Origin of the sequence: Paramixta manurensis, assembly GCF_013285385.1 — a bacterium.
GTDB classification, from domain to species: Bacteria; Pseudomonadota; Gammaproteobacteria; order Enterobacterales; family Enterobacteriaceae; genus Paramixta; species Paramixta manurensis.
On record NZ_CP054212.1, the window covers coordinates 3785734 to 3799230 of the forward strand.

Sequence of the window (13497 nt, forward strand, 5' to 3'; positions counted from 1 at the left end):
CCAAGCGAAAAGCGGTGCTTGATAATCAATCTCGAGGAGAGAAGATGCGACTTATAGTGGCCTCCCTGGCCTTAATCCTGACCGGATGCTCCGTTGGAAAGTACGAGTACAGTAAGGAAGCACAACAGCGTGTAGACATGACTGTCACCGGTATCCCCACGGTACTTGGGTTGGGGACGTTGGGCACCACCATTCCCTTAACGCCGGAATATAGCCTTACGGCGGCGCATGTCGCCAAATTCTCGCTCTACAAGGTGAAGGCGTATCACCCGGAGTGCGACCTGGCGATTGTCTACCATAAAAATGATGAACAAAATCTGCCGCCGCATTTTCGTAACGGACATATGGGCGACAAGATTAACCTCTATGGTTACAGCTTCTACTCAGCCATGCCTGTCGCCTCGACCGGGACTAATTTGGTCAATACCCATATGCAAAACGAATGGAATAAGATGGGCTGCGTGGTGGTGGCGGCGAACGCTGGGGTCGTGAAGGGCATGTCAGGCGGCGCGGTATATAACGCCACCGATGACAGCATCGGCGGCGTTATTGTGGGTTATACCAGTAAAATCAATGATAAATCCGGGAAGACGCTCTATAAAGATGTGGCGTTATACGTCCCCTACGCACGTTTTAAAGACTGGCTGGATGAGAACATTAAATCGTAAACTACTCCGCCAGCATAAATTCAACGGCGCTGTGTGCATGAATCGCAGTGATATCAAAAACCGGTACCGGGCAGTCATCGGCATGCAATAGCAGGCCAATCTCGGTACAGCCGAATATCACGCCTTGCGCGCCCTGCTCAACCAGCGTAGCGATAACCTGCTGGTAATAGCGTTTCGATGCCTCAGTGATGATTCCCTGACAAAGTTCATCAAAAATAATCGCATTCACTTTCTGCCGGGCGGCCTCATCCGGCACGCAGGTTTCAATCGCAAACTCTTGCGCCAGCCGGCCCCGATAAAAATCCTGCTCCATGGTGTAACGGGTTCCCAGTAACGCCACACGGGCCATACCGCTGGCTTTAATCGCCGCCGCCGTGCCGTCGACGATATGTAGAAAAGGCAACCCACTCTGTGCCACAATCGGTGCCGCGACCTTATGCATGGTATTGGTACAGAGTACAATACCTTGCGCGCCCGCCTGTTTGAGCGCCAGCGCGGCATCCGCCAGCAACTGCCCGGCTTTATCCCATTCCCCGCTGCGCTGGTATGCTTCCACCTCATGAAAATCCACGCTGTAGAGAATCAGTTTGGCGGAGTGCAATCCTCCAAGGCGCTGCTTTACGCCTTGGTTAATCAGACGATAATAAGGCACCGTCGATTCCCAACTCATTCCCCCCAATAACCCCAGCGTTTTCATATGTTTTTTCCTTATTGGTTGCAGGAAGATGGATTTTGGCCGTCAAATTCAGCTTAGCTTTTTTTGCGCCCGGAAACATCTGGCTTTACCGTATGGCAATAATGAAACGGGGCGGATAAACCGCCCCGCGGGAAAGGAATAATTCAGCGAATACCGAATTAGCGACCGGAAGGACGCAGCGCCGGGAACAGGATCACATCACGGATGGTGTGGCTGTTGGTGAACAGCATGACCATACGGTCAATACCAATGCCCAGTCCGGCGGTCGGCGGTAAACCGTGTTCAAGTGCGGTAACGTAATCCTCATCATAGAACATCGCTTCATCATCACCGGCATCTTTGGCGTTAACCTGTTGCTGGAAACGCTCGGCCTGATCTTCCGCATCATTCAGTTCCGAGAAACCATTACCAATTTCACGCCCGCCGATAAAGAACTCAAAGCGATCGGTAATTTCCGGGTTAAGGTCATTACGACGCGCCAGCGGTGAAACCTCTGCCGGGTATTCGGTAATAAACGTCGGTTGGATCAGATGGCTTTCCGCCGTCTCTTCGAAGATCTCAGTGACGACACGCCCCAGGCCCCAGCTCTTTTCAACTTTAATGCCGATTGACTGAGCAATGGCAACCGCTTTCTCAAAGTCATCCAAATCCGCCAGGTTGGTTTCCGGACGATATTTCAGAATGGCTTCTTTCATCGTCAGTTTTTCAAATGGCTTACCGAAGTCAAAAGTTTGCTCGCCATAAGGCACCACCGTGGTGCCTAACACCTCTTGCGCCAGGGTACGGAACAGACTCTCGGTTAACTCAATCAGATCCCGATAATCCGCATAGGCCATATAGAGTTCCATCATGGTGAACTCCGGATTATGGCGCGGCGAAATCCCTTCGTTACGGAAGTTACGGTTGATTTCGAAAACGCGGTCAAACCCGCCAACCACCAGACGCTTAAGATAGAGCTCCGGCGCAATACGCAGATACATATCAATATCCAGCGCATTGTGATGGGTGATAAACGGACGGGCGGAAGCGCCGCCTGGGATCACCTGCATCATCGGCGTTTCAACTTCCATAAAGTCGCGACCAACCATAAAGCGGCGAATGCCCGCCATGATTTTGGAGCGCACTTTAAAGGTCTGACGCGATTCATCATTAGCAATCAGATCGAGATAACGCTGGCGATAACGCGTTTCCTGATCGGCCAAACCGTGGAATTTATCCGGCAGCGGACGCAATGCTTTGGTCAGTAAGCGCAGTTCGGTACAGTGGATCGACAGCTCACCGGTTTTGGTTTTAAACAACTTACCGCGCGCGCCGAGAATATCGCCCAGATCCCACTTTTTAAATTGCTCGTTATAAATGCCTTCCGGCAGATCGTCACGCGCCACGTAGAGCTGGATACGGCCGCCGACATCCTGCAATGTCACGAAGGAGGCTTTCCCCATAATGCGGCGTGTCATCATACGGCCCGCCACGCTGACCTCAATATTCAGCGCTTCCAGCTCTTCATTCTCTTTGCCGTCATACTTCTCATGCAGCACGTCGGCGGTAGTATCGCGGCGAAAATCGTTCGGAAACGCCACGCCATTTTCACGCAACGCGCTAAGTTTTTCGCGACGCGCTTTCAGTTCATTGTTAAGCTCAAGCGCGGCGTCAGCGCCCTGCGGTTGTTGTTCAGACATGTCGGTTCCTTATAACCCTGCTTTCAAACTTGCTTCAATAAATCGATCCAGGGCGCCGTCCAGCACCGCCTGCGTGTTGCGCGTTTCAACGCCGGTACGCAGATCTTTAATGCGAGAGTCATCCAGCACATATGAGCGGATCTGGCTGCCCCAACCGATATCGGATTTATTATCTTCCAGCGCCTGCTTCTCGGCATTTTTCTTTTGCATCTCAAGCTCGTACAGCTTTGCCTTCATCTGCTTCATCGCTTGATCTTTGTTTTTATGCTGCGAGCGATCATTCTGACACTGGGTGACGGTATTGGTAGGAATATGGGTAATACGCACAGCCGATTCGGTGCGGTTAACGTGCTGACCACCGGCGCCTGAGGCACGATAAACGTCAATCCGCAAATCTGCCGGGTTAATCTCAATATCAATATCGTCATCCACTTCCGGGTAGACAAACGCCGAACTGAATGAGGTATGGCGACGACCGCCGGAATCAAACGGGCTTTTCCGTACCAAACGGTGCACGCCGGTTTCTGTCCGCAACCAGCCAAAGGCATACTCACCCGCAATACGGATAGTGGCTGATTTAATGCCTGCGACTTCGCCTTCTGACTCTTCAATAACTTCGGTTTTGAAACCTTTGTCTTCCGCCCAACGCAGGTACATACGTAACAGCATGCTGGCCCAGTCTTGCGCTTCGGTTCCGCCGGAACCGGCCTGCAGGTCAATATAGCAATCGGCGCTGTCGTACTCGCCGGAGAACATGCGGCGGAATTCCAGTTCGCCGAGCTTTTTCTCCAGGCCATCCAGTTCGACGATGGTTTCGTTAAAGGTATCTTCATCGTCAGCTTCGACCGCGAGTTCTAGCAGGCCGGAGACGTCTTCCAGACCCTGGGTCATCTGGTCAAGCGTATCGACTATCGCTTCGAGCGAGGAACGTTCTTTACCCAGCGCTTGCGCGCGCTCAGGTTCATTCCACACGTCAGGTTGTTCTAGTTCTGCGTTAACCTCTTCCAGGCGCTCTTTTTTTGAATCATAGTCAAAGATACCCCCTAAGAACGTCGCTACGCTCCGTCAGGTCCTGGATACGGTTTTTTACCGGATTAATTTCAAACATGGTGTCCAAATCTATTTAAGAAGGAATGACTAAAATTTAATTAGTCAGTTTAACTGAAATAGCAGACGGTTTGTAGAGGATGGGCAGCGCCGCTGATGACATTTTCAGCGCGCTACCGCTCCAGGCTCAGTACCGGGGTTATTTCATTTCGGTCACGGTTAGAGTGGCCATAGATGCTCGATGATCAATTGCACGCTACGGTTGCCGCGGTACTCATTAATATCCAGCTTATACGCCAGTTCAACCTGACGAACGCTAGCATCTGGCCATTGAGTCGTATCAATATTAAACGCGATGCCATCCAGCAGCGGGCCGCCGCCGAGCGGCTCGACCATCACTTTTAAGTGGCGTTCGCCCACCAGCCGCTGCTGTAACAATGTAAACTTACCGTCGAACAGCGGCTCGGGAAATGCCTGCCCCCACGGCCCCGCCTCACGCAGTAACTCCGCAGTGGGGAGCGCCAGTTCCTGACCCGCCAGCTCACCATCAGACCAGATCACGCCCTGCAACGCATCACTGTCCAGCCATTCACCCACTAAGTCGGCAAAACGCTGGCGAAACGCATCGAATTTCGCCGCCTCCAGCGAGAGGCCTGCGGCCATCGCATGGCCGCCGAACTTCAACATCAACCCCGGATTTAGCGTATCTAACCGTTCCAGGGCATCACGCATATGTAGCCCGGCAATAGAGCGCCCGGAACCTTTTAGCGTGCCATCACCGGCGGGCGCAAAAGCAATCACCGGGCGGTGAAAACGCTCTTTTAAGCGTGAAGCTAAAATGCCCACCACCCCTTGATGCCACTCCGGGTGGTACATGGCGATGCCTAGCGGCAACGTTTCGCTGGCGCTCTCCAGTTGCTGACACAGCGCCAGCGCCTCGGCCTGCATCCCCTGCTCAATCTCTTTTCGCGTTTGGTTGAGGGCATCCAGTTCACTCGCCAGCATCCGCGCCTGCCCGAGGTCTTCACTCAGCAACAGCGCTACGCCGACCGACATATCATCCAGCCGCCCCGCCGCATTCAGGCGCGGGCCAAGCGCAAAACCCAGATCGCTGGCCGCTACCTGGCGAGCATCGCGATTCGCCACTTCCAGCAACGCACGGATACCCGGGCGACATTTACCGGCGCGGATACGGCCCAAACCTTGCCACACCAAAATGCGGTTATTCGCATCCAGCGGAACCACATCGGCTACCGTGCCTAACGCCACTAAGTCAAGCAACTCAGCGAGGTTGGGAACCGCGATCCCCTGCTCAAACCAACCCTGCTCACGTAAATGCGCCCGCAGCGCCAGCATCAGATAAAACGCTACGCCGACACCGGCCAGCGAGCGGGAAGGAAACTGACAATCTGCCAGGTTCGGATTAACGATCGCGTCCGCCTCTGGCAACGTTTCGCCCGGCAGATGATGGTCGGTAATCAGGACCGGAATCCCTTTTTGATGAGCGCAGGTTACGCCGGCATGGGACGAAATCCCATTGTCCACCGTAACGATCATTTCCGCGCCGCGCGCCGCCGCCTGCTCAACCACTTCAGGGCTCAGGCCGTAGCCATCTTCGAAACGGTTTGGCACCAGATATTCGATATTGCGCCCGCCCATACGGCGCAAGGCCAGTACGGCAAGCGCGGTACTGGTGGCACCGTCGGCATCGAAATCGCCAACGATCATGATGCGCCGCTGATCCGCCAAGGCCTGATGTAATAGCTCGACGGCCGCCTGAATACCGCTAAGGGATTGGTATGAAAGTAAATTCTTCGCACTGCGATCCAGCTCGCGGTCCTGACAGACTCCGCGCTGTGCGTACAACCGGCGCAATAAAGGGTGCAGTTCTGCTGACAGAATGACATTCGCCGCCGCCTCGCGGCGACGGAGTTGAGTTGACTTATTCACTAAAACTTAGCCACCGCTTTTCTGGCTATCAAGCATCTGTTTCATCTCTTGCGGCCCTTGATAGCCAGGGATCATGGTGCCGTTTTGCAACAGGATAGCGGGCGTGCCCTGAATACCGAACAGAATACCGAGCTTATAGTGCGCGGTAAGATCGATTTTACAATCGATCGGCGAAACGTCATCGCCCTTCATCGCGGCATCAAACGCTTTATTACGATCGGCAGCACACCAGATGGACTTCATCTCTTTTTCCACCTGCCCGTTCAGCCCTTCACGCGGGAAAGCCAGATAACGTACCGTAATCCCCAGCGCATTATAGTCAGCCATTTGCTGATGCAACTTACGGCAATAGCCACAGGTAATGTCGGTAAATACCGTAATCACATGCTGCTCTTTCGGCGCTTTATACACGATCATCTCGTTGCTAAGCGCATCCACTTTCTTTTGCAGCAGTTGGTTAGTCACGTTTACCGGACGTGCGCCGCTAACATCATACAGCGGCCCCTGAATGAAGTTTTTACCGTCTTCCGAAACATACAACACGCCGCTTTCCGTCAACACCGTTTTCATACCCGGTAGCGGTGACGGTTGGATTTCCGCTTGTTGCAAACCCAACTTTTTCAGCGATTGCTGAATAGCCGCATCATCGGCATGGGCGAAACCGGCGAACGCAGCCAGTAGTGAAAACATCGCAAAATGCTTTTTCATCTTATTTCCTTATACTCCGCCGCTCAGGCGCGCGGATGGTGCTGTTGGTGTAACTGTCGCAGGCGCTCGGTGGCAACATGCGTGTAAATTTGCGTGGTCGACAGGTCGCTATGACCTAATAGCATCTGTACGGCACGTAAGTCCGCCCCATGGTTCAAAAGGTGTGTGGCAAATGCGTGACGTAACACATGCGGCGACAGCTTTTCGCTATCAATACCTGCCAGCGTGGCATAATGTTTAATGCGATGCCAGAAGGTTTGTCGTGTCATTTGTTGCGCGCGGTTACTGGGAAACAGCACATCCAGCGCCTGACCATTCATCAACCACGGACGACCATACTCGATAAACTGCTCCAGCCAGTACACCGCCTCTTCACCCAGCGGTACCAACCGTTCTTTATTCCCTTTACCAATCACCCGCACCACACCCTGGCGTAAACTCACATCGCTGACCGTTAACCCAACCAGTTCAGAAACGCGCAAGCCCGTCGCATACAAGAGTTCCAGCATCGCTTTATCGCGTAACTCGATCGGCTGTTCAACGCCAGGCGCCTGTAACAACCTGCTCACTTGCGCTTCGCTCAGATCTTTCGGCAGCCGCTGCGGCAGTTTGGGAGAGGACAACAGCGCGCTGGGATCATCATCACGCAGTTTCTCGCGGTACAGATACTGAAACAGGCGGCGCATCGCACTCAATAAGCGTGCCGAACTGGTGGCTTTGTAGCCGCCCTCCAGCCGCTCGCCAAGAAAGCGTTGCAAACCATCGGCATCGACCTGTTGCAAAGACAACTGATGGTGTCTTAACCACTCGGTCAGCGTTTGCAGATCCTGACGATAGGATGACAGCGTGTTTTGCGCCAGGTTGCGCTCTATCCATAGCGCATCAAGAAACTGTTCAATAAGTTCGCTATCTTGCACGGCTCCCCTCGCAACCTCTGGGTGTGAATTCGTGCTCATTATGCCTGATTACAGCCTCATTCTGATACAATGACGCGATCTGCACTGGAAATGAGCTCTCCCCGTATGAAAATTGGCCTATTTTACGGCTCCAGCACCTGCTACACCGAGATGGCGGCAGAAAAAATCCGCGATTTTATCGGCGAAGATTTAGTGACCTTACACAACCTGAAAGATGACTCGCCTACGCTGATGGAGCAGTACGATATGCTCATTCTCGGCATTCCAACCTGGGACTTCGGCGAATTGCAGGAAGACTGGGAAGCCATTTGGACCGAGATTCCGGCGCTAAATTTGCGCAACAAAGTCGTGGCGCTATACGGCATGGGCGACCAGCTCGGCTACGGTGAGTGGTTCCTTGATGCGTTAGGCATGCTACATGACTTACTGACGCCAATGGGCGTTAAATTTGTCGGCTACTGGCCGATTGATGGCTATGAGTTTACCAGCCCCAAACCGCTGGCGGCGGATGGCAAACACTTTGTTGGCCTCGCGCTGGATGAAGTAAACCAGTTTGACCTCAGCGAAGAGCGCACCGACCGGTGGTGCGAGCAGATTCTGACCGAGATGGCGGCACTGCTGTAACCTCGCCGTTTAATACGGAATAGACGGCGCGTAACGCGCGCCAACTGCCTTCATCCAGACTGTCACGCATCAGCCACAACCGCTCACGCTGGCCGCGCGTATCTTCCAGGGTAACCAACATGCCCAGGGAAACCAGCCAGGGACGACGCACCATTAACCAGCGCCGCCCTCGCCATTCCCACGCATTTCCGGAGTTCACCGACACCGCCCCGACCCGTAAGCCCACCCGACGCAGACTACGCCGACACTCCAGCGCTACCGTCACCACTAACGCCGCATCAATCAAAGGCGCGCCGGTATCCAGGCACAGCAGCAACCCGCCCATCACGCCGCCATGCAACAATAGCGAGAGCCAGTAAGCATGCCGGGAGGCACGTAACTCAGCGCGCCACCGGCCCACGTTGCTGATTACGTGTTTGGATCAGTTTTACCATCCGCTTCAACTCCGCATCGGCGGGCTCGCCATGATTCATCATCCAATTAAACAAATCGGGATCGTCACTGGTCAACAGACGTACAAACAGCGCCTTATCGCGATCGTCCAGCGAATCATACTCATATTCGAAAAACGGCATAATTGAGATATCCAGCTCCAGCATGCCGCGGCGGCAAGCCCAGTGAATACGCGATTTATCATTGATATCCATCTGCTCAATCCATCAGTAAAACGTGGCCGCTAGTGTAGCGCTTTTTACCTGGGCTGTAGAAAGCAAATTACCGCCTTGCGAAACCCCTCGCATAACATCGTCATTAGAGACAGGGTTATCACGCGTTTTGTGCGTCGTTTTCAGGAAACAGGTTGCAAAGCCGCGATGCTCTTTTAACATGAAGGGATTATTGCTACATCAAGATGCAGGATATCAACATGCCAACCTTTACTTTACCTCCTCGCCAGCCTGCTGCGTCCGCACGTTTGCCGCTGACGCTGATCTCGCTGGAAGAGTGGGCGCTCGTCAGCGTACAGGGAGCCGACAGTACCGCTTATTTGCAAGGCCAGGTGACGCTGGATGTTGCCGCGTTAGCAGACCACCAGCATCGCCTTTGCGCCCATTGCGATGCCAAAGGGAAAATGTGGAGCAATCTGCGGCTGTTTCATCGTGGTGAAGGTTACGCTTATATCGTGCGTCGTAGCCTGCGCGATACACAAGTAACCGAGCTTAAGAAATACGCGGTGTTCTCCAAAGTAAACATTGTGCCGGATGAAGATGCCGTTCTGCTGGGCGTGGCTGGCTTTCAGGCGCGGGCCGCGCTGACTAAACTGTTTGACCGTTTGCCCGATGCAGAAACGCCGGTGGTGGTGCAGGAGGACCAAACGCTGCTGTGGTTTGCCGAACCGGCCGAGCGTTTCTTACTGGTTACCACCGAACAAAAGGCGCATGCGCTGCAACAACAGTTGGCGGGAGAAGCGCAGTTGAATGACAGCCAACAGTGGCTGGCGCTAAATATTGAGGCTGGTTTACCGGTTATTGATGATAAAACCAGCGCGCAGTTTATTCCGCAGGCCACCAATCTTCAGGCGCTGGAGGCCATCAGCTTTAAAAAAGGCTGTTATACCGGTCAGGAAATGGTCGCCCGCGCCAAATTCCGTGGGGCGAACAAACGGGCGCTTTACTGGCTGGCTGGCCAGGCGAGCCTGGTGCCGCAAGCGTCAGATTCACTCGAACTGCAAATGGGTGAGAATTGGCGCCGTACCGGCACTATCCTCAGCGCAGTGCGGCTGGATGATGGGGAAGTATGGCTACAAGCGGTACTAAATAATGACCTTGAACCAGATAGCGTGTTGCGGGTTCAGGGCGATGAAACCGGTAAATTAGCCATTCAGCCACTGCCCTACTCGCTGGAAGAGTGATTATCGACAGGCCGCATAAACGCGGCCTTGTTTCATCACGATACGTAAAAATAGATCGCCAGAAAGTGGCAAACACTGCCGCCCAGTACAAACCCGTGCCAAATGGCATGGTTATAGGGGATACGCTTCGAAGCGTAAAAGATCACCCCAAGCGAATAGATTATCCCGCCAATGGCCAGCAGCCAGATACCGCCCGGTGAGAGCTTAATTGCCAACTGGTAAATCACCACCAGCGATAACCACCCCATGAGCAGATAAGTCACCAGTGAAAACGCCTCAAAACGGTGTGAAAACGCCAGCTTAAAGATCACGCCGGCCAGCGCCAGGCTCCAAATGACCACCATCAAACCATGCGCCAATGGCGATTTTAACCCCACCAGCAAAAATGGCGTGTAGGTACCGGCGATTAACAAGTAAATCGCACAGTGATCGAATTTTTTTAGCCAGTATTTCGCCCGTTCGTGGGGAATGGCGTGGTACAGCGTGGAAGCCAGAAACAGCAAAATCATGCTACCGCCGTAGAGGCTATAGCTGGTAATTGCGGTTGTCCCTGCCCGCATGTCTACTGCCTGGGTCAGCAGTAAAACCAAGCCAATGATACCAAAAACACAGCCAATCCCGTGGCTGATGCTGTTAGCAATTTCCTCCGCCAGTGAATATCCTTGCGCCAGTAAGCCTTTACCAGACATAAGACTGGCCTGCGGGGCGGTTAATCATCATATTGCGCATAGCGTTCCTCATTTTCGGTGGAATTACCGTCAATAACAGCACGAATAGCGTAACTGAGAACAATTTCAGTGTACACATGTACGCTTAAATATTCTGTGATCCCATGTAACAGACACGCGCGAACATCGGAACCAGAGCGAAAATCTGCTATGGTAACGCTCCGATTTTTAGCAGCTTACGGAAACGGCCATGTTTACACACACTACCATTGCGAATCTCAACGGGCTGGAATTAATGGTGTACAACTTTGTGATCAAAAATCACGACAAAGTAATGTATATGACCATCCGTGAGTTGGCCGATGCGGCGGGTGTGTCAACCACTACGGTGCTGCGCTTTTGTCGAAAAATGCACTGTGATGGCTATTCTGAATTTCGTATCCGTTTTAAATTGTATCTTGAACAGGAACAGCAGCGCCCGGTTAATTATGGCGTGAACGAAATTGTCAGCTTTTTTAAAAGCATCAACAATGATGATTTTGAAAAGCTGATTACGGAAGCCGTTGAGCATATTATTGCTGCCGAGCGAATTATATTTGTCGGTGCCGGGACATCCGGCACATTAGGAAAATATGGCGCACGTTTTTTCTCCAACGTCGGAAAATTTAGCAGCTATATTGACGATCCCTATTACCCGGTCAGTAGTGATATGTATAAAGATGCGGTAGCGATTATTTTGTCGGTTTCGGGTGAAACCAGTGAAATATTACGCTTAGCCAGCCAGTTTAGTTTGCATCGTTGTAAAATTATTACCATTACCAATAGCGAAAACTCTTCTCTCGCCCGTATGGCAGACTTTAATCTCTCCTACCACATGCCGCAAATTCGCATGTCCGGTGAATATGATATTACGACTCAAGTGCCGGTTATTTATATTTTGGAAACTATCGGCAGGAAATTAGCCAGTCAACTGCCGGAATAAAACACCCTGTTTTACCCAAGTAACAAATTACATCTTGATAGATTTGTTATATCGTGACTTTCTTTTTCGCTTTGTTAAACTCGCCAGTAGATAATAAAGAAAGCCCTACGGAGAATGCTTCTAGAGCATGTTCTCACGGAGGGTTCGTACCCTGGCGAGGAGATAACAGATGGCGATAAATTACGCCCAATCGGCGGTAGAAATTATCGAATTAATTGGTGGCAGTGAAAACGTGATTAATGTCACACATTGCGCCACAAGATTACGTTTTATATTAAAAGACCGGTCAATGGTTGATAAAGAACAATTAAACCGCGTGCAAGGCGTCATTACCGTTATTGAGGCGGGCGGCCAGATGCAGGTGGTAATTGGCAACCATGTCGGCGATGCTTACCGTGAAGTGATAAAACGGGTCAATATTGATGAAAGCGCCGCGATGGCCGCGCCTAACGTCGGTTTGGTTAGCCGTCTAATGGATATTATTTCCAGTATCTTCGCCCCTTTCCTTTATCCACTGGCGGCCTGTGGTGTTCTACAAGGCATTATCTCTTTACTCGCCACGCTCGGTTGGATGGATCCGGCAAGCGGCGCTTACCGGATACTCAACTTTGTCTCCTGGACCGGCTTTACCTTCCTGCCGGTAATGGTGGCGTTTACCGCCGCGAAAAAATTTGGCGTTAACCCCTTTACCGCCGTGATCGCCGCTTGCGCGTTGGTTAGCCCTGACTATATGAACATGTTGACCGCCAACAAGATTGTCCTGGCGAACTCCGCCGATCCGGCGATGCAGCAATTAATGAAAGAAGCCATCAGCAATCCGGAGATTGCCAAAGTGCTGGCCGAGGTAGCCGGCATTCCAATTAATGCGCCGTCGCTGGACTTTTTCGGCATTCCGGTGAAATACCTCAGCTATACCGCTGCGGTGATCCCGATCATTTTAATGGTGTGGATAATGTCTTACGTCCAGCGCTTCTTTGAACGTATTCTGCCGCTGGTGATTCGTAATTTGTTCACGCCGATGTTTTGTATCGCGATTATGGTGCCATTGACCCTGCTCGCTTTCGGCCCAATCGGTAACGCGATTGGCGGCGCGATTGGCGGCGTCTATAACACGCTGTATCACCTTAGCCCTTCGATTGCCGGTTTCGTGGTTGGCGCATTATGGATGCCGCTGGTCACGCTTGGCGTTCACTGGGGGATCACGCCTGTGACTGTCGGCAACTATGCCTCTCTGGGTTATGACACCTTTACCGGCTTGCAGGCTTCACCGGTGTTTGCCATGGCGGGCGCGACCTTTGGCGTATGGTTGAAAGCAAAAGATATGGAGATGAAGCGTATTGCTCTTTCGGCAGGAATGACCGCGCTGTTTGGCATTACCGAACCGGCTATTTATGGCGTGGCGCTGCGTCTTAAACGCCCAATGATTTGCGGCTGCCTGGCAGGGGCAATTGGCGGCTCAATCGCTGGCGCATTTCAGGCTGTTTCCTGGAGCTATTGTCTGCCGGGGATTGCCGTGCTGCCGGTGTTTTTCAAACAGGGACATATGCCGCAATTCCTTGGCTTTCTGCTCTCAATTTGCGTTGCCTTTGTGTTAGGCGCGCTGTTTACCTGGATTGCTGGCTTCAAGGAACAGCCGGGCGTAAAACTTCCGGTTGCCGCAGCGACGCCAGCTTGATTGTTCGGCGGAGTACGCTCCGCCTCTTGGTTA

14 protein-coding genes are annotated in these 13497 nt (G+C 52.5%); 5 read left to right on the top strand and 9 right to left on the bottom strand.

Going from position 1 to position 13497, the window contains the following annotated elements:
- Window positions 1-44: 44 nt before the first annotated feature.
- Entirely contained in the window at window positions 45-668 is a 624-nt protein-coding gene (locus PMPD1_RS18255; protein ID WP_173635375.1) for a serine protease, read from the top strand.
- A gap of 1 nt (window position 669) precedes the next feature.
- On the opposite strand, the gene PMPD1_RS18260 is transcribed toward PMPD1_RS18255, so the two are convergent.
- The 6 genes from PMPD1_RS18260 to xerD form a co-directional block, all read right to left on the bottom strand.
- On the bottom strand, window positions 670-1365 hold the full coding sequence (locus PMPD1_RS18260) for an amino acid racemase (RefSeq protein WP_173635376.1): 696 nt from the start codon (window positions 1363-1365) through the stop codon (window positions 670-672).
- 158 nt (window positions 1366-1523) lie between these two features.
- Entirely contained in the window at window positions 1524-3044 is a 1521-nt protein-coding gene (gene lysS / locus PMPD1_RS18265) for a lysine--tRNA ligase (RefSeq protein WP_173635377.1), read from the bottom strand.
- 9 nt (window positions 3045-3053) lie between these two features.
- Window positions 3054-4152 (bottom strand): peptide chain release factor 2 gene (gene prfB, locus PMPD1_RS18270; protein WP_173635378.1). Its coding sequence is split into 2 segments (ribosomal slippage): window positions 3054-4076 and window positions 4078-4152, totalling 1098 coding nucleotides; the frame shifts between segments, so codons are not numbered across the junction.
- 158 nt (window positions 4153-4310) lie between these two features.
- Window positions 4311-6041 carry a single-stranded-DNA-specific exonuclease RecJ gene (recJ, locus tag PMPD1_RS18275; protein WP_173635379.1) on the bottom strand — a complete coding sequence of 577 codons (1731 nt, stop codon included), beginning with the start codon at window positions 6039-6041 and terminating at the stop codon, window positions 4311-4313.
- A gap of 6 nt (window positions 6042-6047) precedes the next feature.
- Entirely contained in the window at window positions 6048-6749 is a 702-nt protein-coding gene (dsbC, locus tag PMPD1_RS18280) for a bifunctional protein-disulfide isomerase/oxidoreductase DsbC (RefSeq protein WP_173635380.1), read from the bottom strand.
- Between the two features lie 23 nt (window positions 6750-6772).
- On the bottom strand, window positions 6773-7666 hold the full coding sequence (xerD, locus tag PMPD1_RS18285; protein ID WP_173635381.1) for a site-specific tyrosine recombinase XerD: 894 nt from the start codon (window positions 7664-7666) through the stop codon (window positions 6773-6775).
- A 105-nt stretch (window positions 7667-7771) separates the two neighbouring features.
- Between xerD and fldB the strand changes: the two genes are divergently transcribed.
- Window positions 7772-8290, top strand: coding sequence for a flavodoxin FldB (gene fldB, locus PMPD1_RS18290; RefSeq protein WP_173635382.1), 519 nt, complete (start codon window positions 7772-7774; stop codon window positions 8288-8290).
- Here the strand turns inward: fldB and PMPD1_RS18295 are convergent.
- A complete protein-coding gene (locus tag PMPD1_RS18295) occupies window positions 8226-8690 on the bottom strand; it encodes a protein YgfX (protein WP_173635383.1) in 465 nt (154 codons plus the stop codon). The genes fldB and PMPD1_RS18295 overlap by 65 nt on opposite strands.
- Window positions 8671-8937 (bottom strand): FAD assembly factor SdhE, encoded by a 267-nt coding sequence (gene sdhE, locus PMPD1_RS18300; RefSeq protein WP_173635384.1) that lies wholly within the window; start codon window positions 8935-8937, stop codon window positions 8671-8673. The genes PMPD1_RS18295 and sdhE overlap by 20 nt, the downstream gene beginning before the upstream one ends.
- A 218-nt stretch (window positions 8938-9155) precedes the next feature.
- On the opposite strand from sdhE, the gene ygfZ reads away from it, so the two are divergent.
- The gene (ygfZ, locus tag PMPD1_RS18305) at window positions 9156-10139 is read left to right on the top strand and encodes a tRNA-modifying protein YgfZ (protein WP_173635385.1); all 984 of its coding nucleotides are present in this window, start codon (window positions 9156-9158) and stop codon (window positions 10137-10139) included.
- Between the two features lie 35 nt (window positions 10140-10174).
- Here the strand turns inward: ygfZ and trhA are convergent, their stop codons facing one another.
- The gene (trhA, locus tag PMPD1_RS18310; protein ID WP_173635386.1) at window positions 10175-10828 is read right to left on the bottom strand and encodes a PAQR family membrane homeostasis protein TrhA; all 654 of its coding nucleotides are present in this window, start codon (window positions 10826-10828) and stop codon (window positions 10175-10177) included.
- A gap of 229 nt (window positions 10829-11057) precedes the next feature.
- On the opposite strand from trhA, the gene PMPD1_RS18315 reads away from it, so the two are divergent.
- Together PMPD1_RS18315 and PMPD1_RS18320 are read left to right on the top strand one after the other, a co-directional pair.
- Window positions 11058-11789 carry a MurR/RpiR family transcriptional regulator gene (locus PMPD1_RS18315; RefSeq protein WP_173635387.1) on the top strand — a complete coding sequence of 244 codons (732 nt, stop codon included), beginning with the start codon at window positions 11058-11060 and terminating at the stop codon, window positions 11787-11789.
- A gap of 169 nt (window positions 11790-11958) precedes the next feature.
- Window positions 11959-13464: a PTS transporter subunit EIIC gene (locus tag PMPD1_RS18320; protein WP_173635388.1), complete on the top strand. Its 1506-nt coding sequence runs from the start codon at window positions 11959-11961 to the stop codon at window positions 13462-13464.
- Window positions 13465-13497: the final 33 nt, after the last annotated feature.